This window comes from Variovorax sp. TLI9-5A, assembly GCF_056867935.1.
Genome location: NZ_CP200310.1, coordinates 4,732,353 through 4,749,344 on the forward strand (window position 1 = coordinate 4,732,353; position 16,992 = coordinate 4,749,344).

Below are 16,992 nucleotides of genomic sequence, written 5' to 3' on the forward strand. Positions count from 1 at the left end.
GGGGCGTCACCTTGGCGACGCCCATTTTTCTGACGCCCCGCGCGACGAGATGTGCGACGCGATGTGCGACTACAGACAACCGCCCCCGCTTCGGCGATACCTGCTGACCCCAAACCCGTCACCGCAATGAAGGAGTCGACATGGCAGCAGACAAGCACGCGAGCGTTCACTGGGAAGGCGCCGGCAAGACCGGCAAGGGCCTGATCAGCACCGAGACCGGCGCCCTGAAGGACTACCCCTACGGCTTCGCCAGCCGCTTCGAGGACGACAAGCGCGGCACCAACCCCGAGGAGATCGTCGGCGCGGCCCATGCCGCCTGCCTGACGATGGCCTTCGCCTTCGCGCTGGAAAGAGAAGGCCTGACGGCCACGAAGATCGACACCCGGGCGGCCGTGCGGCTGGCCAAGGATGGTGAAGGCTTCAAGATCGACCGCATCGCGCTCGAACTCGACGCCAGCGTGCCGAACCTCGACGAGGCGAAGTTCCAGCAGATCGCGGCCGCCGCCAAGGCCGGCTGTCCGCTGTCGAAGGCGCTGGCGAGCGTGCCCGAGATCACGCTGAAGGCGACGCTGGCCGGCTGAGCGGGCTGCCTATGATCGTCTCCTCACAAGAACAGGAGACGGATCATGAACAAACCCTTCAGCACCGCGCTCGCGGCCATTTCCCTCGGCCTCGGCGCCACGGCGGCAATGGCCGCGTTTCCCGACAAGCCGATCAAGATCGTCATCGGCTTCCCGGCCGGCGGTCCGCTCGACCAGCATGCGCGCCTGCTCACCGACAAGCTGCAGGCCGTGCTGGGCCAGCCGCTGATCGTCGACTACAAGCCCGGCGCGGGCGGCTCGGTGGGGGCCGACGCGGTCGCCAAGAGCCCGGCCGACGGCTACACGCTGATGCTGGCCAACACCGGCGTGGCCGTGATCAACGGCGCGCTCTACAGCAAGCTGCCCTACAACACGCAGCGCGACTTCGTGCCCATCGCGCGCACCGCCATGCAGCCGCTGGCGCTCTTGGTCACGCCCAAGCTGCCGGTGCAGAACCTCAAGCAGTTCATCGACTACGCCAAGGCGCGGCCCGGCCAGGTCAACTACGGTTCGGCCGGCAACGGCGGCATCAGCCACCTGGTGCCGGAGATGTTCAAGACCGCCACCGGCATCTTCATGGTGCACATCCCCTACCGCGGCAGCGCCCCGGCCTTCACCGACCTGATGGGCGGGCAGGTGCAGTTCATGGCCGAGTCGATTCCGCAAGCCGCCAACTATCACAAGCAGGGCAAGGTGCGCGCGCTGGCCGTGACCAGCCGCGAGCGCAACCCCGCCCTGCCCGACATCCCGACCGTCATCGAATCGGGCGTCAAGGGCTTCGAGGTGGTGGGCTTCTACGGCTTCCTCGCGCCGAAGGACACGCCCAAGGACGTGGTCGCCAAACTGAGCGATGCATTCAGGCAGGTGCTGAACAGCCCCGAAGTGCGCGAGCGCATGGTGAGCCAGGGCGCCGACCCTGCCTTCCTGGGCAGCGAGGACTTCGCGCGCTTCCTGGCGACGGAAACGCCGCGCTGGGAAAAGGCGGTGAAGGCATCCGGCGCGCGGATGGACTGACCTGCCCGGCGTGGCTCAGGGTGGCTCAGGGCGGCGTGGCCGCATGCCGCTCGAGTTGCGCGCGGTCCAGCAGCTCGATGGCGCGGTAGCGCACGCGCAGCGTGCCGTCTTCCTCCCAGAGCTTGAGCTGCCGGTTCACGCTCTGGCGCGACACGCCGAGCATGAACGACAGGTCTTCCTGCGACACGCCCAGCATCGTGCCGCCGCCCTCGCCCGTGCCCTCGGCGCGTGCGTCCAGCGTGAGCAGGCGGTGCGCGAGCCGCACCGGCAGCGGCATCAGGATCACGTCGTCGATCCACGCCAGCGCCTGGCGCAGCCGCAGGCACACCAGCCGGGTGAAGGCCATGTGCACGTCGGGATGTTCGGCCACCAGCCGATGGAAGTCGGCCGCGGCGACCACCGCCATCTCGGTGGTGTCGACCGCGCAGGTGTCGTAGACGCGCTCGCGTCCCACCAGCAGCGAGACCTCGCCGAACCAGTGGCCGGGCTCGAGCATCGCGATGACGGCCTCGCGCCCGCCCGGCGCCACCACGCTCACGCGCAGCGAGCCTGAAACCACGCCGAAGAGCGCATCGGGCGACGAGCCCTTGTGAAAGAGCGACTCGCCGCGCGCCAGCGTGCGCCGGTGCGCCACTTCGAGCAGGCGCCGCTGCACGTCTTCGGCCAGCCGCATGTCGCCGTTGTGCACCGGCGATGGCTGTGCGTCCGGCGCCGTGTCGGGAGATGAAGGGGGCGTGCGTGGCATCGCGGGTTTGTCCGTAGCGGCGATTGCCAACACCGGACAGTCTTGTTTCAGGGGCGTGCCGATAGTACGCAGCGAGCCCGGGCAGGCGCATTCGCGCCAACCCGATGTCAGCAGCTTTCCTGTCACATGGAGCACACCCCGATGAACGACGACGACACCCCACGCACAGCACTCCAGGGCCGCCGCGAGCGCCTCGTGCTCGACCACTTCGCCGACGAGACCCGGCAGGACTTCGACGCGGTGCTCGGCACTTTCCCGCACCCCCACTACGAGCTGATTCCCAGCGGCGAGGTGCACGACGGCATCGCCGATGTGCGCCAGTACTACATCGACACGCGCCGCGCCTTTCCGGACCAGCGCCACGAGATCATCAAGCTGCGCCACGCCGACGACGCGGTGGTCGTCGAGTTCTGGCTGCTGGGCACGCACAAGGGCCCGCTGAAGGGACTGCCGTCCACGGGCAACAGCTTCCGCTGCCGCATGAATGCCTTCTTCATCTTCGAGGGCGACCGGCTGGTGTGCGAGCGCGTGTACTTCGACACGCTGACGATGCTGCGGCAGCTGCTGGCGGGCGTGCCGGCAGAGCACGTCGGCGCGCTGGTGGGCGGGCTGCTGGGCCAGCCCGCCGCCGCCCGCGCACCCGAGACGGCCGCGGCATGAGCGCGCTGCGCGGCGATGCGCTCGCGGGCCGCCATGCCGTGGTGACGGGTGGGGCGCGCGGCATCGGGCTGGCGATCGCGCGGCGGCTCATGGCGGCGGGCGCGAGCGTCGCGCTATGGGATCTCGATGCGTTGGTGCTTGCCGGCGGCCTGCGCGCCCTCGCGCCTCTCGGCACCGCGACATCGGCGGTAGTCGACGTGCGCGAAGAGGAGCAGATCGCTCAGGCGGCTTCGCAGTCGCAAGAACGCTTCGGCGGCATCGACATCCTCGTCAACAACGCCGGCGTGCTCGGCCCTACCGTGCCAACCTGGGAACACACGCCCGCGCAGTGGCGCAACGTGCTCGACGTCAACCTGACGGGCGCGTGGCTGTGCTGCCGCGCGGTGGCCCCGGCGATGCTCGCGCGGCGGCATGGCCGCATCGTCAACATCGCCTCGGTCGCGGGCAAGGAGGGCAACGGCTTCAACGCCGCCTACTCCGCCTCGAAGGCCGGGCTCATCGCGCTCACCAAGTCGCTGGGCAAGGAGCTGGCCTTGTCCGGCGTGCTGGTGAACTGCATCACGCCCTCCGCGGCCGACACCGATGTGTTCGCGGCCGTGCCCGCCGAGCATCGCGAGCAGCTTCGCACCGCCCTGCTCTCGCGCGTGCCGATGGGGCGCTTCGTCGAGGTCGACGAGGTGGCGGCCATGGCGGCGTGGCTCGCGTCGGACGACTGTTCCTTCAGCACCGGCGCGATGTTCGACATCTCGGGCGGGCGCTCGACCTACTGAGCGCCCGTCCATCCATTTCGCTTCGCTTCCTTCGAGGCCGACAAGGAGATTCCCATGACCAGAGACCCCGAACCCTCCGGCCTCGCGCAGCTGGCGGATTTCGACGGCGCGCGCGACGCCGCCATGCCGCAGGACCGCCTTCGCGCCATCCGCCGCGCCGCCGAGGACCTGCGCGAGCGCATGCTCGACGCGCCGCCGGTGCGTTTCGCGCGCAGCTTCAACCTGCTGCGCATTCCCTATCCGGCGTGGTTCGCCTTCACGGGCGTGTACTCGCAGCAGCTGCTCAAGCCGCACATGGTGCATCTGCTGGCGCGCGTGGTGCTCGTGCAGTACGACGACTTCGAGGGCCGGCTGCGCACGCTGCTGTTCACGCCGGCCGACTTCGAAGCCGGCAACGAGACGCCCTACTTCAAGCGCCTGGCCGAGCAGACGCCGAAGTTCCTGCACAAGGCCATCGCGCCGGTCTACCGGACCGTGCCGCAGGCGCTGGCAAGCTGCGGCGTGGCGCCGGAGCAGGTCGACTACATCACCTACGACCACCTGCACACGCAGGACGTGCGCCGCTGGCTGGGCAGCGACGGCACGCCGGGCCTGCTGCCGAACGCGAAGCTGCTGGTGCACCGCCAGGAGCTCGCAAGCGTGCAGGGCCTGATGCCGGTGCAGGCCGAGTGGTACTGCCCGCACGGGCTCGACGGCATTCCGGCGGATCGCATCGTGGCCTTCGACGGCAGCATCCAGCTCGGCCGCGGGCTGGCGCTGGTGCACACGCCGGGCCACACCGAGGGCAACCATTCGCTGGCCTACCGTGCCGCCGACGGCCTGCGGGTGAGCAGCGAGAACGGCGTGTCGGCCGACAGCTGGGCGCCGCTGCAGTCGCGGCACAACGGCATCCGCCGCTACGCGCAGGCCACCGGCGCAGAAGTCATCCTGAACGGCAACACGCAGGAAAGCAGCAACGACCAGTACCTGTCGATGGTGCTGGAGAAGACGCTGGCCGGCACTTCTTCCGCGCACGGCTTCAGCAACGTGGTGCCCTCGGCGGAATGCTCGCCGCACTGGCTCTTTCCGGGAGCACCGACCAGCTTTCTCTGGGGCGAGACCAGCTTCGGCACGCCGACCAGGGCCTGACCAATCCACGCGAGGAGACACACGATGAACACAGCCACCCTGCCCGGGGCGCAATCTCGCACCCCGGCGGACGCCACCGCGCGCGAAGACGCCGCCCTCTTTCGCAAGATCACCTGGCGCCTGATGCCGTTGCTGTGCGCCTGCTACGTGCTGAACTACCTGGACCGTACCAACGTGGGCTACGCGCAGCTGCAGATGAAGGAGCAGCTCGGCTTCAGCGACGCGGTGTTCGGCCTGGGCGCGGGCATCTTCTTCATCGGCTACGCGGTGTTCGAGATTCCGAGCAACCTGATGCTCGCCAAGATCGGCGTGCGCGCCACGCTGCTGCGCATCATGGGCCTGTGGGGGCTGGCCTCGGCCGCGATGATGTTCGCGACCACGCCCACGCATTTCTACGTTCTGCGCTTCCTCATCGGCGTGTTCGAGGCCGGCTTCGCGCCGGGCGTGCTGTTCTACCTGACGCTGTGGTTCCCCTCGCACCGCCGCGCGCAGGCCACGGCGCTCTTCTTCATGGCCTTCGGCGCGGCGCCCATCGTGGCCGGGCCGATCGCGGGGCTGACGATGACGTACCTCGACGGCACGCTGTCGCTGCGCGGCTGGCAGTGGCTGTTCCTGCTCGAGGGGCTGCCGAGCGTGCTGCTGGGCATCGCGGCCTTCGGCTGGCTGTCGAACAGCCCGGCGCAGGCGGCCTGGCTCAGCGCCGCCGAGAAGCAGCGCGTGGCCCGCCTGCTGGCCGAAGACCAGGCCGCGCATGGCGCCGCCGGGCGCCACACCTTCGGCGCGGCGATGCGCGACGGCCGGGTCTGGCTGATCGGCTTCATGTCTTTCCTGATCATCCTGGGCATCTACGCGCTGTCGTTCTGGCAGCCCACGATCCTCAAGTCGATGGGGCTGAGCGTGCTGCAGATCGGCTTCTATTCGGTGATCCCGGCGGTGGCAGGCATCGCGGCCAACATCGTCGTGGGCCGGCATTCGGACCGCAGCAAGGAGCGGCGCTGGCATTTCGCGCTCAGCGCGCTCGCGGGTGCGGCCGGGCTGGCGCTGACGACGCTCTTCATGCACGACGCCATCGCCGCCGTGCTGTGCCTCGCGCTGGCGGCCATGGGCATCTCGGCGGCGTTCACGGTGCTGTGGTCGGTGCCAGGCAACTTCATGTCGAAGAGCGCGGCGGCTGCGGGCATCGCGCTCATCAGCACCATCGGTGGCAGCGCGGGGCTTGTGGCGCCGATGATGGTCGGCTGGCTCAAGACGCTCACGGGAGGCTTCACCGCCAGCCTCTACGTGCTGAGCGGGGCGCTGGTGCTGTCGGCACTGCTCATGCTCGTGGCACTGCCGGCCAGCGCACTGGGGCGCGGCCGGCACTGAATCGGCGCACGCCGACGGCCCTCCATGCGGGGGCATGCTCCATTCAGGTGCGCAAATCTTGCATACCAGTTGGCACAGAAGCTGCTGGTATGCAGGCATATGGCCATTTCCGCATCCGAAATCAGTGCACGCATCGTCGAGGCGGTGATGGCGCAGAAGCTCGCGCCGGGTTCGCGCCTGGGCGAGCAGCAGCTGGCGATGCTCTTCGACTGCAGCCGCACCATCGTGCGCGAGGCGCTCACGCGGCTGGCGGCGCGCGGCATCGTCACGGTGAGCGCGCGGCGCGGCTGGTTCGTCATCGAGCCTTCGCAGGACGAGGCGCGCGAGGCCTTCGAGGCCCGGCGCGTGATCGAGCTGGGGCTCATCCGCAGCGCGGGCAGCGCCGGAAAAATCGAAAAAACGGCACTGCGCCAATTGAAGGCGCACCTGCAGCGTGAAAAGGCCGCACTGAAAGAGAGCGACGTCGGCAACCGCAGCTTCCTGCTGGGCGATTTCCATGTCTGCCTGGCCGAATGCCTGGGCAACACGCTGCTGGCCGACACGCTGCGCGACTACACGGCGCGCACCACGCTGATCGCGATGCTCTACCAGTCCACGCACGACGCGGTGCAGTCCTGCGAAGACCACGTGCAGATCGTCGCTGCGCTGGAGCGCGGCGACCACGCCGCCGCCGAGGCGCTGATGGCCGAACACATCGGTACGGTGCAGTCGGCCCTGCGCGTGCAGGCGCCGACCGATCCGCTGGCCCAGCTGCGCGATGCGCTCGCGCCGCTGCAGAACACCGCCGCCCCCGCCGCCACGGCACCCAAGGGCAGCCGCCGCAAGCCCGGCGCACCGCCCGATTCTGATTCTTCGACTTACCTAGGAGCCCTGCTATGACTTTCTCTGCCTCCAAGCGCCGCATCGCCCTCGCGCTCGCTTCCGCCGCCATGCTGGCCTCGGCCGGTGGCGCCTACGCCCAGAACGCGCTCGACAACGTGCTCAAGGCCAAGACCATCAAGATCGCCGTGCCCACCGACTACCCGCCCTACGGCTCGGTCGACAAGAACATGAAGCCGCAGGGCCTGGACGTGGAGATGGCCGAGCTCATCGCCGCCAAGCTCGGCGTGAAGGTCGAGCTGGTGCCCGTGACCAGCGCCAACCGCATCCCGTACCTGCAGACCAGGAAGGCCGACCTGGTGATCTCCACGCTGGGCAAGAACCCGGAGCGCGAGAAGGTGATCGACTTCTCGTCGGCCTACGCGCCCTTCTTCCAGGCCGTGTACGCCGCCAAGAGCATGAAGCTCACCAGCTTCGCCGACATGGCCGGCAAGACCGTGGCCGTGACGCGCGGCGCGATGGAAGACCAGGAGCTGAACAAGGTGGCGCCGCCGAACGTCGACTACCGCCGCTTCGAGGACAACAACGCGACCATCGCCGCCTTCGTGGCCGGCCAGACGCAGACCCTCGCGACCAGCGCGGCGGTCGCCGGCGACATGCTCGCCAAGAACCCGAAGGTGAGCGCCGAGTTCAAGCTGCTGCTGAAGGACAGCCCCTGCTTCGTCGGCGTCGCCAAGGGCGAGACCGCGCTGAAGACCAAGGTCAACGAGATCATCGCCGCCGCCAAGAAGGACGGCACGCTGGACGCGATGTCGAAGAAGTGGCTGGGCAAAGCGGCCGGCGACCTCCCCGTCTGATCGGCTGGCGCGGCCATGGGCATCGAATTCGACTTTGGTGCGGTGCTCTCCGAGTGGCCGCTGCTGCTGCGCGGCGTGGCGTGGACCGTCGGCCTGACCGCCATCGGCACCGTCCTGGGCATGATCGTGGGCACCTTCTGCGCGTGGGCGCGCGCCGACGGGCCGAAGTGGCTGCGCGCCATCGTGGGCACTTACGTGGAGCTGATCCGCAACACGCCCTTCATCGTGCAGCTGTTCTTCATCTTCTTCGGGCTGCCGGCCGCGGGCGTCAAGCTCACGCCGGAGGTGGCCTCGGTGATCGCGATGGTGCTGAACCTGGGTGCCTATTCCACCGAGATCATCCGCGCCGGCATCGAGGCCACGCCCAAGGGACAGATCGAGGCGGCCGTGAGCCTGGCGCTGAGCAAGTCGCAGGTGTTCCTGCGCGTGGTGCTGCCGCCTGCGCTCAAGAAGGTGTGGCCCGCGATGGTGAGCCAGATCGTCATCGTGATGCTGGGCTCGGCGGTGTGCGGGCAGATCTCCACCGAGGAGCTGAGCTACGCGGCCAACCTCATCCAGAGCCGCAACTTCCGCGCCTTCGAGGCCTTCATCATCGCCACGCTGATCTATCTGGCGCTGTCGGTGGCGCTGCGCAGGCTGCTCGACTGGGCGGGGCCGAAGTTCTTCTTCGGCCGCTGAACGACCAAGAGAACAACAAAGAGAACGCTCCTCGACATGGCTGATTTTTCTCTCTGGGACATCCTGCGCAACCTGCTGCTGGCGCTGCGCTGGACCGTCGTGCTCTCGCTCATCGCCTTCATCGGCGGCGGCATCGTGGGTGCGCTGCTGCTCTTTTTGCGGCTGCGCGGCGGCAGGGCGATCGGCCGTGCCGTGGGCCTTTACGTGCAGCTCTTCCAGGGCACGCCGCTGCTGATGCAGCTCTTCCTGGCCTACTTCGGCATCGCGCTCTTCGGCGTGGACGTGTCGGCATGGACCGCCGCCAGCGTGGCGCTCACGCTCTACACCAGCGCCTTTCTCACCGAAATCTGGCGCGGCTGCGTGGCCTCGATTCCGAAGGGCCAGTGGGAAGCCTCTGGCAGCCTCGCGCTGAGCTTCGGCGAGCAGCTTCGCCACGTGATCCTGCCGCAGGCGGTGAAGATCGCGATCGCGCCCACGGTGGGCTTCCTGGTGCAGGTCATCAAGGGCACGGCGCTTGCGTCGGTGATCGGTTTCGTCGAACTCACAAAGGCCGGCAGCATGATTTCGAACGCCACCTTCCAGCCTTTCGTAGTGTTCAGCTGCGTGGCCCTGCTTTATTTCGTGCTGTGCTTCCCGGTGAGCCTGTACGCCAAGAACCTCGAGAGGAAATCACATGGCCGCCGTGCTTGACCAACCGCAACAGCAACCCTCCACCTCGGTGGGCTCGCCCATCGTACGCATCACGGCGCTGCGCAAGTCCTACGGCACCAACGAGGTGCTCAAGGGCATCGACCTCGATGTGAAGCGCGGCGAGGTGATCGCCATCATCGGCAAGAGCGGCTCGGGCAAGAGCACGCTGCTTCGCTGCGTCAACGGGCTCGAAGTCTTCCAGGAAGGCTCGCTCACGGTCGACGGCAAGCCGCTGCTGCACGAGAGCGCGATGGCCATGCGCGAGCTGCGCCAGCGCGTGGGCATGATCTTCCAGAGCTTCAACCTGTTTCCGCACCTGTCGGTGGGCCGCAACGTGATGCTCGCGCCCACGCTGGTGAAGAAGCGCAGCAGCCTGGAAGCCGCCTCGCAGGCGCGCAAGCTGCTCGAGCGCGTGGGCCTGGCCGAGAAGTTCGACGCCATGCCCGACCAGCTCTCCGGCGGCCAGCAGCAGCGCGTGGCCATCGCCCGCGCGCTGGCGATGGAGCCGGCCGTGCTGCTGTGCGACGAGATCACCTCCGCGCTCGACCCCGAGCTGGTGGGCGAGGTGCTGCGCGTGGTGGAGTCGCTGGCCGACGAGGGCATGACGCTCCTGATGGTCACGCACGAGATGAGCTTCGCGCGCAAGGTCAGCGACCGCGTGATCTTCATGCACCAGGGTCGCGTGCACGAGATGGGGCCGCCGGCGGAGCTGTTCGGCAATCCGCAGACGGCGGAGCTGAAGCAGTTCCTGTCTTCGCTGCACGATTGAGCCGACATCGGGCAATCAGGCCGGGTTATCCTCGGCCCATGGCCAGCCTGCGTACCGCGTCCATTATTCGACCCATCCGGAAGACGGTGGGTTAGCGCGCGGCACTTCGAACGACAACAGGTACACGCCATGCAACCCGCCCCACGAGGCGGGTTTTTCGTTTCCTGGGGCGTTTTTCTTCCACCCATCCAGGAGATCGAAATGACACCACTCCCCCGCCCCGTGCTCCACATGGTCTGCGGCAAGATCGGCGCCGGCAAGTCCACGCTCACGCGGCAGCTCGCCGAAGCGCCCGCCACGGTGCTGATCAGCGAAGACACATGGCTGGCCGCGCTGTACCCCGATGAGATCCAAGAACTGCCCGACTACGTGCGCTGCGCGGGCCGGCTGAAGAAGGCGATGGCGGAGCATGTGGGGGCGCTGCTCGGCGCAGGCGTTTCGGTGGTGTTGGACTTTCCCGCCAACACGGTGGCAAACCGCCAGTGGATGCGCGGCATCTTCGAGGCGGCCGGCGCGGCGCACGCGCTGCACTTTCTCGACGTGCCCGACGAGGTCTGCAAGGCCCGCCTGCGCGCGCGCAACGCGAGCGGCACGCATCCCTTCGAGACGACGGACGCGCAGTTCGACCTGATCAGCAGCCACTTCGCCGCGCCGTCGCCGGAGGAAGGCTTCGACGTCGTCCGGCATGGCTGATATGCGCCGCCGCTATGCTCTGCCCCCGATGCAGATCGAACAAGCCAGGCCCGACGAGGCCGCCACAGTCGCCGCCGTCCTGAACGAAGCCGCCCAATGGATCGCCGGTGAAGGCCGGCCGCTGTGGTCGGCGGCCGACGTCGGCCTGGAGCGCGTGCAGCGCGACACCGATGCCGGCGGCTACTTCATCGCCCGAGTGGGCACCGACGTGGCCGGCGTGGTGCGGATCGACCTCGAAGACCCGGGCTTCTGGCCCGAGATGGAGAGCGGCAGCGCGCTCTACGTGCACAAGCTCGCGGTGAGCCGGGCCTGGGCCGGGCACGGCGTTTCGGTGCGGCTGCTGGAGTTCGCGCGCGAGCGCACGGCACAGCTGGGCCGCCCGTACCTGCGGCTCGACTGCGTGGCCGACCGGGCGCCGCTGCGCTCGCTGTACGAGCGTTTCGGCTTTTCAATGCACAGCGCGATCCAAAAAGGCGAGCGCTCCTTCGCCCGCTACGAATTGCGCGTCGGCGGCGCCTGAGCGGCTTCAGCCCGCGCCGGGCTTCGGCAGCTGCACGGCCCACCACAGCTTGCCGGTCACCCAGTGCCGCTCCAGGCCGGGTGGCGGCGGCAGCGAGTGCTCGTCGCCCACCCACAGCACGCCGTGGCGCTCGATCTGCGCGACCGACAACCAGGGGCTGGCCACCAGATCTCCTTCGAGCAGCACCAGCGGCCGCTCGGGCAGCCGCAGCGCGATGGCACTCGCGATGCGCGAGGAGCCGCCGACGATCATCACCGGCGCGCCCAGCACGGTGCGCGCGGGCGGACCGATGCGCGCCGCGAAGTGCTCCGAGCGGAAGCCCGCCGACTTGCTCTTCGACAGGCCCAGCCCGCTCATCGGCGACATCACCCAGGTCATGGCGAACAGCAGGATCTGCACCGCCAGGAAGCCGGTCGTCGCGTCGCTCGATGCGGTGCCAGCGGCTCATCGGCAGCAGCAGCATCAGCGCCGCGCAGGTGAAGGACATGAAGGCCGTGCCCCACTGGAACTGGAGGTCGGCGCCGGTTGCGAGGCCGATCAGCACGATCGTCATCAACGGCAGCAGGCCCCAGATGAAGAGGAACGCGCGGGCATCGGCGCGCACCACCGGCAGCGGCGGCTCGGGCTCCCGCGCCGCCGGCCGCCCGGCGCTGCTCCTCGTCTTCCACAACAGGCCCGCCGCCAGCAGCAGCGCGGGGCTCAGCCGGTTGCACTGGTCGGCCAGCCACATCAACGCATGGGCCGTGCGCTGCGCACAGGCCATGGCGGCGCCCAGCGAGGTGTGGCTGGCGTAGCGCAGCGGAAGGAAGTCGTGCGCCACCAACCACCAGAGGTGCGGCGAGACGACCACGGTGGCGACGGCGGCGGCGCTCAACAGCCCGCGCAGGTGCAGCGGATCGCGCCAGCCGCGCTGCGTCAGCCAGAAGGCGATCACGCACAGGGCCGCCAGCGCGACCTGGTACTTGGCCAGCGCCCCGAGGCCGAGCATGAGCCCCAGCGCGAACCAGGCCCTGGGCGAGCGGTCCGCGAAGGCGCGCCAGCAGAACCACGCGGCGGCCGCCACGAACAGCAGCAGCACGGTGTTGTGGTTGTAGAAGTTGGTGCGGCCGCTGTAGTAGGTGATGCTCAGCGAGCCGAGCATGGCCAGGGCCGAGAAATGATTGCCCGCCAGCTCGCGCACCAGCCGCCACGTGATCACGAGCGCCCCGGAAATGACCAGCGCGCCCGCCACGCTTACCACCCATTCCTGGATGCCGAAGAGCTGCACCAGCGGCCAGATCATCATCGTGGGCAGCGGCGGGTGCTTGTGGTAGCCCCATTCGATGGAGCGCACCCAGATGAGTTGCTCGACCGAATCCGTCGGCGGCGTGAACTGCAGGGCAGAAAGCACCGAGATCCAGGCGATGGCCCAGACCGCCATCCAGGCCATGGCGGCGGGAAAGTGGGCGTTGGCACAAGGCCGGGCCGGCAATGGCGCCGCGCCGTCGCGCACTGCCGGACTTGCCGGGCGCGCCGGAGCACCCCCGGTGCCATCGGGTTGAAGCAGCATGAAAAAGCATCCGAGTGAGAGTGAAACGGGCGGGCGCCGAAGCCGCCTGCCGTCGCTCGCATGGGTGGGCATTCCTGTCGCCGCGGGAACGCTGCCTGGTGCGCGAGCCCGAATATAGCCATTTCGAGCTACATATCTTTACGATCCGGACGAAAAACTTTACATGTCGTTTAAAAATTCGGCGCTGGTGGAACCGGCTTCAGGGAACCGCCCGTGCCTGTGGCAAGCTCAGACGGCTATGAACTTCCGTCCCATGCCTCCCATCACCTCCCGCCGCCGGGTGCTGCGCGCGCTGCTGGGCGCCACGGCCCTGCAGGCGCCCTTCGCGGCGCTGGCCGGCTTCAACTTCTTCACGAGCGAATACACCGCCAGCCGCGACGAACTGCAGACGCAGATCGCCAAGCGCTTTCCGGTGGCCGAGCGCTATGCCGAGATCTTCATGGTCGGCCTGCGCGACCCGCAGCTGGGCCTGGATTCGAAGGCCAACCGCGCGGCCATCACCGCCACGCTGACCATTGCGAGCCCGCTGCTGGCGGCCTCGCCGGTGCAGGGCCTGGTGTCGGTCAGCAGCGCGCTCAGGTACGACACCACGGCGCGCGCGCTGCGGCTGGACCAGCCCAAGGCCGAGCGCCTGGAGCTGCAGGGCATCGAAGGCCGCGACGCGGAGCGGCTGCAGAAGGTCGGCGCGGTGGTCGCGCAGGAGCTGCTGCAGGGGCAGGTGCTTCGCAGCTTCACGGCCGACGAGCTCACCGTCGGGCGCAAGACCTACGAGATCGGCGACATCACCGTGCAGGACAACGGCATCAAGGTACAGCTCAAATGAAATTCACCCTCCTGGCCTCGGCGCTACTCCTTGCCGGCTGCTCGGCCATCATGCCCACGGCCAGGCAGCACTTCGACCTCGAAGCGCATCGCGGCGGACGCGGCCTCGCGCCCGAGAACACGCTGGCCGCGTTCTCCAACGCCGTCGACATGGGCGTGACCACGCTGGAACTCGACATCGGGCTCACGGCCGATGGCGTGGTCGTGATCTCGCACGACATCTCGCTCAACCCCGACCACACGCGCGACGCGAAGGGCGCGTGGCTCGCACCGAAGAGCGGCGCGCCCATCCGCACCCTCACGCTGGCGCAGCTGCAGACCTACGACGTGGGCCGCATCGACCCGTCCAGCAACTACGGCAAGCTGTTCGCGCTGCAGATCCCGCGCGACGGCGAGCGCATTCCCACGCTGGCATCGCTCTTCGCGCAGGTGCAGGCACGCGGCGCCGATGCGGCCACGGTGCGCTTCAACATCGAGACCAAGATCGACCCGTCGAAGCCCGACGAAACCGCCGCGCCCGAGCCGATGGTGCGCGCGCTGCTCGCCGAGATCGACAAGGCGGACATGGCCAGCCGCGTGACCATCCAGAGCTTCGACTGGCGCACGCTCACGCTGGTCGGCAAGCTCGCGCCGCAGCTGCCGCGCGCCTACCTCACCACACCACGCACGCTGAAGGACAGCCGCTGGACCGACGGCTTCGACGCGGCCAGCTTCGCCTCGGTGCCGCAGATGGTCAGGGCCGCGTCGGCCAACGCGCCGGGCCCGGTGATCTGGTCGCCAGCCTTCGCCGACCTCACGCCCGAGGTCATCCGCGAGGCGCACAAGCTCGGCCTGAAGGTGCTGCCCTGGACGGTGAACCAGCGCGCCGACATGCAGCGGCTGATGGACTGGGGCGCCGACGGCATCATCACCGACTACCCCGACATCCTGCGCGACCTGATGCGCGAACGCGGCCTCTCGCTGCCGCCTCCGGGAAAGAACGCATCGTGAGCGCCGCACAGCAACAGCTCGACGCCATCGCCGCGCGCATCGCGGCCCTGCGCAACGACGCAGGCTCCGTGACCACGCTGTCGGACGAAGCCCGCGCCAGCGCCGAACTGCTGGGCGCCCTGCCCCCGCGCTACGGCGAAGTGCTGCTCAGCCTGCTCGACAGGCTGGAGTCGAGCGCGCTCTTCAGCGAGGAAAGCTGCTCGTTCAGCCAGAAGGACCTGCTCGACAACCTGCAGGTGTGGGTCGACAAGGCCCGCGGCCAACTGGTGTCTTGACCGGCGCGCCGTTTCAGCGGGTTTGGCCGGTTTATCATCCCGCCCCATGCGCACCCTGCTGCTCGCCATCATGATCGTCCTGCTGCCCATCCGCGGCTGGCTCGGCGATGCCATGGCGGTCGAGATGGTGCGCCACTCGCTGCCGGCGGCCATGGAGGCCGCGACCGTGGTCTCCGCCGCGGCCGAAGCCCATTGCCACGAGGCGACGGACGCCGATGCGGGCGGCGACATGGCGATGGCCATGGACATGTCCGCCCACGGCAGCAGCCATGACGACGGCGGCAGCGGCAACACCAACCATAACGACCACCAAGGCTGCGGCACCTGCGTCGCCTGCCAGGTCTGCCACACGGTGGCGCTCGGCGGCATACCCCTTGTCGCCATCGTTCACGGCGCGCCCCAGGCGTCGCCCGCGGCCCACGCGGCCCGTTTCGTCAGCGCGGAGCCCGTCCAGGGCCTGAAGCCGCCCATTTCCTGATCTCCCTGCCCGTAGTCCGTCCGCAGTGAGCCCGTTGTTCCGGCTCGCGGCGTCCGTCGTATTGCTCATGGAGATCGAAAGTGAATTCCCTCATTCGCCGGCAGACTGCCGGCACCCGTGGCCATCGCAGGCGTAGCGAAGCGCGCCCGCCCCGGCTCCCATCCATCAGAACCATCAAGACCGGCGCCACGCTGGCCGCCGCGCTGGTGCTCGCCGGCTGCGCCAGCCTCTCGCCCGACGGCGGCAGCGCCGACGTGCAGGCGCTGGTGTCGGGCAACCCGCTCATGGCGGGCGCCACCGCGCAACGCACGCCCGATGCGGCTTCGCAGAAGAGCGTCGATGTGCTGCTCGCCAAGCCGCTGGACGTCGAGTCCGCGGTGCGCATCGCGCTCATCAACGGCCCGCGCGTGCAGGATGCCTTCGCCACCCTGCAACTGAGCGACGCCGACCGCGTGCAGGCCGCGAGCCTGCCGAACCCGGTGCTCTCGTTCAGCCGCCTGGCGCAGGGCAGCGAGCGCGAGTTCGAGCGGATGCTCAGCTTCAACGTGCTGGGCCTCGTCACGCTGCCATGGCAGGCCCGTTGGGCCGGCCAGCGGCACGAGGCGGCCAAGCTGCAGGCCGCGCAGAGCGTTCTGCTGCTTGCGGCCGACACGCGCCGCGCCTGGGTGCGCGCGGTGGCGGCGCAGCAGGGCGTGGCCTACCTGCGCGACGCGAAGGAAACCGCCGAAGCCGGCGCCGAGCTCGCGCACCGCATGGCCCAGGCCGGCAACTGGAGCGCGCTGCAGCGCACGCGCGAGCAGCTGCTGCTGGCCGATGCAGCCGCGCAGCTGGCGCGCGCCGAACAGTCCGCAGTCGCCTCGCGCGAGCAGCTCACGCGCCTGATGGGCCTGAGCGGCGAGCGCGCCGCGAGCTACACCCTGCCCGACCGCCTGCCGCCGCTGCCGAAGGCCGCGCCGGAGCTCGGCGACGTGCAGGCGCTGGCGCTGCGCGACCGCCTCGACGTGCGCTCGGCCCAGGCGCAGAACACCGCCGTGGCCGGCTCGCTCGGCCTCACGCACGCCACCAGCGTCATCAACGCGATGGAGATCGGCGTGGTGCGCAACACCACCTTCGACAACGACGCCGACCGCACCAAGAAGACCAAGCGAGGCTTTGAGCTCGACCTGCCGATTCCGATCTTCGACTGGGGCCAGTCGCGCAACGGCCGCGCCGAGGCGCAGTACCTGCAGTCGGCAGCCCGCGTGCGCGACGTGGGCGTGCTCGCCGCGAGCGAGGCGCGCGAGGCGTGGCAGGGCTGGAACACGGCCTATGCGCTCGCGCGCCGCTACCGCGACGAGGTGCTGCCGCTGCGCAAGAAGGTCAACGAGGAAATGGTGCTGCGCTACAACGGCATGCTCGCCAGCGTGTGGGAACTGCTGGGCGAAACGCGCGCCAGCATGCTCGCGGTGAACGCGGGCATCGAGGCGCAGCGCGATTTCTGGATCGCCGACACCGACCTGCAGCTGGTGCTCACGGGCAGCTCGCCCGGTGGAATGTCGGCGCTGCAGACCGCTTCGGCCGCCGAAGCGCCGGCAACGGGAGGGCACTGA

The 16,992-nt window shown here is 69.1% G+C and carries 22 protein-coding genes and 1 pseudogene; 20 read left to right on the top strand and 3 right to left on the bottom strand.

What is annotated here, in order from left to right; all coding sequences use genetic code 11:
* Nucleotides 1–140: 140 nt before the first annotated feature.
* Both AC1VNX_RS22460 and AC1VNX_RS22465 read left to right on the top strand, forming a co-directional pair.
* Nucleotides 141–581 (top strand): OsmC family protein, encoded by a 441-nt coding sequence (locus AC1VNX_RS22460; protein WP_483159579.1) that lies wholly within the window; start codon nucleotides 141–143, stop codon nucleotides 579–581.
* A 45-nt stretch (nucleotides 582–626) separates the two neighbouring features.
* The gene (locus tag AC1VNX_RS22465; RefSeq protein WP_483159581.1) at nucleotides 627–1,595 is read left to right on the top strand and encodes a Bug family tripartite tricarboxylate transporter substrate binding protein; all 969 of its coding nucleotides are present in this window, start codon (nucleotides 627–629) and stop codon (nucleotides 1,593–1,595) included.
* A gap of 25 nt (nucleotides 1,596–1,620) precedes the next feature.
* Here AC1VNX_RS22465 and AC1VNX_RS22470 read toward each other — a convergent pair whose 3' ends face one another.
* Nucleotides 1,621–2,340: a Crp/Fnr family transcriptional regulator gene (locus AC1VNX_RS22470; RefSeq protein ID WP_483159583.1), complete on the bottom strand. Its 720-nt coding sequence runs from the start codon at nucleotides 2,338–2,340 to the stop codon at nucleotides 1,621–1,623.
* 141 nt (nucleotides 2,341–2,481) lie between these two features.
* Between AC1VNX_RS22470 and AC1VNX_RS22475 the strand changes: the two genes are divergently transcribed.
* The 11 genes from AC1VNX_RS22475 (at nucleotide 2,482) to AC1VNX_RS22525 (ending at nucleotide 11,289) form a co-directional block, all read left to right on the top strand.
* The gene (locus tag AC1VNX_RS22475; RefSeq protein ID WP_483159585.1) at nucleotides 2,482–3,000 is read left to right on the top strand and encodes an ester cyclase; all 519 of its coding nucleotides are present in this window, start codon (nucleotides 2,482–2,484) and stop codon (nucleotides 2,998–3,000) included.
* Complete coding sequence (locus AC1VNX_RS22480; protein ID WP_483159587.1) at nucleotides 2,997–3,770, top strand: SDR family NAD(P)-dependent oxidoreductase; 774 nt, start codon at nucleotides 2,997–2,999, stop codon at nucleotides 3,768–3,770. Before AC1VNX_RS22475 ends, AC1VNX_RS22480 begins: the two co-directional genes overlap by 4 nt.
* 54 nt (nucleotides 3,771–3,824) lie before the next feature.
* Complete coding sequence (locus AC1VNX_RS22485; protein ID WP_483159589.1) at nucleotides 3,825–4,898, top strand: MBL fold metallo-hydrolase; 1,074 nt, start codon at nucleotides 3,825–3,827, stop codon at nucleotides 4,896–4,898.
* A gap of 24 nt (nucleotides 4,899–4,922) precedes the next feature.
* Complete coding sequence (locus AC1VNX_RS22490; protein WP_483159591.1) at nucleotides 4,923–6,263, top strand: MFS transporter; 1,341 nt, start codon at nucleotides 4,923–4,925, stop codon at nucleotides 6,261–6,263.
* Between the two features lie 99 nt (nucleotides 6,264–6,362).
* Nucleotides 6,363–7,142 carry a GntR family transcriptional regulator gene (locus AC1VNX_RS22495; RefSeq protein WP_483159593.1) on the top strand — a complete coding sequence of 260 codons (780 nt, stop codon included), beginning with the start codon at nucleotides 6,363–6,365 and terminating at the stop codon, nucleotides 7,140–7,142.
* Complete coding sequence (locus tag AC1VNX_RS22500) at nucleotides 7,139–7,939, top strand: transporter substrate-binding domain-containing protein (RefSeq protein WP_483159595.1); 801 nt, start codon at nucleotides 7,139–7,141, stop codon at nucleotides 7,937–7,939. The genes AC1VNX_RS22495 and AC1VNX_RS22500 overlap by 4 nt, the downstream gene beginning before the upstream one ends.
* A 15-nt stretch (nucleotides 7,940–7,954) precedes the next feature.
* Nucleotides 7,955–8,617: an amino acid ABC transporter permease gene (locus AC1VNX_RS22505; RefSeq protein WP_483159597.1), complete on the top strand. Its 663-nt coding sequence runs from the start codon at nucleotides 7,955–7,957 to the stop codon at nucleotides 8,615–8,617.
* A 36-nt stretch (nucleotides 8,618–8,653) separates the two neighbouring features.
* The gene (locus tag AC1VNX_RS22510; protein WP_483159599.1) at nucleotides 8,654–9,307 is read left to right on the top strand and encodes an amino acid ABC transporter permease; all 654 of its coding nucleotides are present in this window, start codon (nucleotides 8,654–8,656) and stop codon (nucleotides 9,305–9,307) included.
* The gene (locus AC1VNX_RS22515; protein ID WP_483159601.1) at nucleotides 9,291–10,076 is read left to right on the top strand and encodes an amino acid ABC transporter ATP-binding protein; all 786 of its coding nucleotides are present in this window, start codon (nucleotides 9,291–9,293) and stop codon (nucleotides 10,074–10,076) included. Before AC1VNX_RS22510 ends, AC1VNX_RS22515 begins: the two co-directional genes overlap by 17 nt.
* 201 nt (nucleotides 10,077–10,277) lie before the next feature.
* Nucleotides 10,278–10,769, top strand: a complete 492-nt coding sequence (locus AC1VNX_RS22520; protein WP_483159603.1) for a P-loop nucleotide/nucleoside kinase family protein — start codon at nucleotides 10,278–10,280, stop codon at nucleotides 10,767–10,769.
* A gap of 28 nt (nucleotides 10,770–10,797) precedes the next feature.
* Nucleotides 10,798–11,289, top strand: coding sequence for a GNAT family N-acetyltransferase (locus AC1VNX_RS22525; protein WP_483159605.1), 492 nt, complete (start codon nucleotides 10,798–10,800; stop codon nucleotides 11,287–11,289).
* A 6-nt stretch (nucleotides 11,290–11,295) separates the two neighbouring features.
* Here the strand turns inward: AC1VNX_RS22525 and AC1VNX_RS22530 are convergent, their stop codons facing one another.
* Nucleotides 11,296–11,688: a hypothetical protein gene (locus AC1VNX_RS22530; RefSeq protein ID WP_483159607.1), complete on the bottom strand. Its 393-nt coding sequence runs from the start codon at nucleotides 11,686–11,688 to the stop codon at nucleotides 11,296–11,298.
* Between the two features lie 29 nt (nucleotides 11,689–11,717).
* On the opposite strand from AC1VNX_RS22530, the gene AC1VNX_RS22535 reads away from it, so the two are divergent.
* The gene (locus tag AC1VNX_RS22535; RefSeq protein WP_483159609.1) at nucleotides 11,718–12,083 is read left to right on the top strand and encodes a hypothetical protein; all 366 of its coding nucleotides are present in this window, start codon (nucleotides 11,718–11,720) and stop codon (nucleotides 12,081–12,083) included.
* A 41-nt stretch (nucleotides 12,084–12,124) separates the two neighbouring features.
* Here the strand turns inward: AC1VNX_RS22535 and AC1VNX_RS22540 are convergent.
* Nucleotides 12,125–12,718: pseudogene (locus AC1VNX_RS22540) on the bottom strand (ArnT family glycosyltransferase); the annotation flags it as partial.
* On the opposite strand from AC1VNX_RS22540, the gene AC1VNX_RS22545 reads away from it, so the two are divergent.
* The 6 genes from AC1VNX_RS22545 to AC1VNX_RS22570 all read left to right on the top strand — a co-directional run bounded on the left by AC1VNX_RS22545 (nucleotide 12,627) and on the right by AC1VNX_RS22570 (nucleotide 16,992).
* Complete coding sequence (locus AC1VNX_RS22545; protein ID WP_483159611.1) at nucleotides 12,627–12,830, top strand: hypothetical protein; 204 nt, start codon at nucleotides 12,627–12,629, stop codon at nucleotides 12,828–12,830. The pseudogene AC1VNX_RS22540 and the gene AC1VNX_RS22545 overlap by 92 nt on opposite strands.
* Before the next feature lie 261 nt (nucleotides 12,831–13,091).
* Nucleotides 13,092–13,661, top strand: a complete 570-nt coding sequence (locus AC1VNX_RS22550; RefSeq protein ID WP_483159613.1) for a DUF1439 domain-containing protein — start codon at nucleotides 13,092–13,094, stop codon at nucleotides 13,659–13,661.
* Complete coding sequence (locus AC1VNX_RS22555) at nucleotides 13,658–14,650, top strand: glycerophosphodiester phosphodiesterase (protein WP_483159615.1); 993 nt, start codon at nucleotides 13,658–13,660, stop codon at nucleotides 14,648–14,650. The genes AC1VNX_RS22550 and AC1VNX_RS22555 overlap by 4 nt, the downstream gene beginning before the upstream one ends.
* Nucleotides 14,647–14,925, top strand: coding sequence for a hypothetical protein (locus AC1VNX_RS22560; RefSeq protein ID WP_483159617.1), 279 nt, complete (start codon nucleotides 14,647–14,649; stop codon nucleotides 14,923–14,925). The genes AC1VNX_RS22555 and AC1VNX_RS22560 overlap by 4 nt, the downstream gene beginning before the upstream one ends.
* Nucleotides 14,926–14,971: 46 nt before the next feature.
* Nucleotides 14,972–15,403 (top strand): hypothetical protein, encoded by a 432-nt coding sequence (locus tag AC1VNX_RS22565; protein WP_483159619.1) that lies wholly within the window; start codon nucleotides 14,972–14,974, stop codon nucleotides 15,401–15,403.
* Nucleotides 15,404–15,483: 80 nt separating this feature from the next.
* On the top strand, nucleotides 15,484–16,992 hold the full coding sequence (locus AC1VNX_RS22570; protein ID WP_483159621.1) for a TolC family protein: 1,509 nt from the start codon (nucleotides 15,484–15,486) through the stop codon (nucleotides 16,990–16,992).

Excerpts from the sequence above, each read along its gene's own strand:
- AC1VNX_RS22460 (WP_483159579.1), top strand. The coding sequence starts at position 141 with ATGGCAGCAGACAAGCACGCGAGCGTTCACTGGGAAGGCGCCGGCAAG.
- AC1VNX_RS22465 (WP_483159581.1), top strand. The coding sequence starts at position 627 with ATGAACAAACCCTTCAGCACCGCGCTCGCGGCCATTTCCCTCGGCCTC.
- AC1VNX_RS22470 (WP_483159583.1), bottom strand. The coding sequence starts at position 2,340 with ATGCCACGCACGCCCCCTTCATCTCCCGACACGGCGCCGGACGCACAG.
- AC1VNX_RS22475 (WP_483159585.1), top strand. The coding sequence starts at position 2,482 with ATGAACGACGACGACACCCCACGCACAGCACTCCAGGGCCGCCGCGAG.
- AC1VNX_RS22480 (WP_483159587.1), top strand. The coding sequence starts at position 2,997 with ATGAGCGCGCTGCGCGGCGATGCGCTCGCGGGCCGCCATGCCGTGGTG.
- AC1VNX_RS22485 (WP_483159589.1), top strand. The coding sequence starts at position 3,825 with ATGACCAGAGACCCCGAACCCTCCGGCCTCGCGCAGCTGGCGGATTTC.
- AC1VNX_RS22490 (WP_483159591.1), top strand. The coding sequence starts at position 4,923 with ATGAACACAGCCACCCTGCCCGGGGCGCAATCTCGCACCCCGGCGGAC.
- AC1VNX_RS22495 (WP_483159593.1), top strand. The coding sequence starts at position 6,363 with ATGGCCATTTCCGCATCCGAAATCAGTGCACGCATCGTCGAGGCGGTG.
- AC1VNX_RS22500 (WP_483159595.1), top strand. The coding sequence starts at position 7,139 with ATGACTTTCTCTGCCTCCAAGCGCCGCATCGCCCTCGCGCTCGCTTCC.
- AC1VNX_RS22505 (WP_483159597.1), top strand. The coding sequence starts at position 7,955 with ATGGGCATCGAATTCGACTTTGGTGCGGTGCTCTCCGAGTGGCCGCTG.
- AC1VNX_RS22510 (WP_483159599.1), top strand. The coding sequence starts at position 8,654 with ATGGCTGATTTTTCTCTCTGGGACATCCTGCGCAACCTGCTGCTGGCG.
- AC1VNX_RS22515 (WP_483159601.1), top strand. The coding sequence starts at position 9,291 with ATGGCCGCCGTGCTTGACCAACCGCAACAGCAACCCTCCACCTCGGTG.
- AC1VNX_RS22520 (WP_483159603.1), top strand. The coding sequence starts at position 10,278 with ATGACACCACTCCCCCGCCCCGTGCTCCACATGGTCTGCGGCAAGATC.
- AC1VNX_RS22525 (WP_483159605.1), top strand. The coding sequence starts at position 10,798 with ATGCAGATCGAACAAGCCAGGCCCGACGAGGCCGCCACAGTCGCCGCC.
- AC1VNX_RS22535 (WP_483159609.1), top strand. The coding sequence starts at position 11,718 with ATGCGGTGCCAGCGGCTCATCGGCAGCAGCAGCATCAGCGCCGCGCAG.
- AC1VNX_RS22545 (WP_483159611.1), top strand. The coding sequence starts at position 12,627 with ATGAGTTGCTCGACCGAATCCGTCGGCGGCGTGAACTGCAGGGCAGAA.
- AC1VNX_RS22550 (WP_483159613.1), top strand. The coding sequence starts at position 13,092 with ATGCCTCCCATCACCTCCCGCCGCCGGGTGCTGCGCGCGCTGCTGGGC.
- AC1VNX_RS22555 (WP_483159615.1), top strand. The coding sequence starts at position 13,658 with ATGAAATTCACCCTCCTGGCCTCGGCGCTACTCCTTGCCGGCTGCTCG.
- AC1VNX_RS22565 (WP_483159619.1), top strand. The coding sequence starts at position 14,972 with ATGCGCACCCTGCTGCTCGCCATCATGATCGTCCTGCTGCCCATCCGC.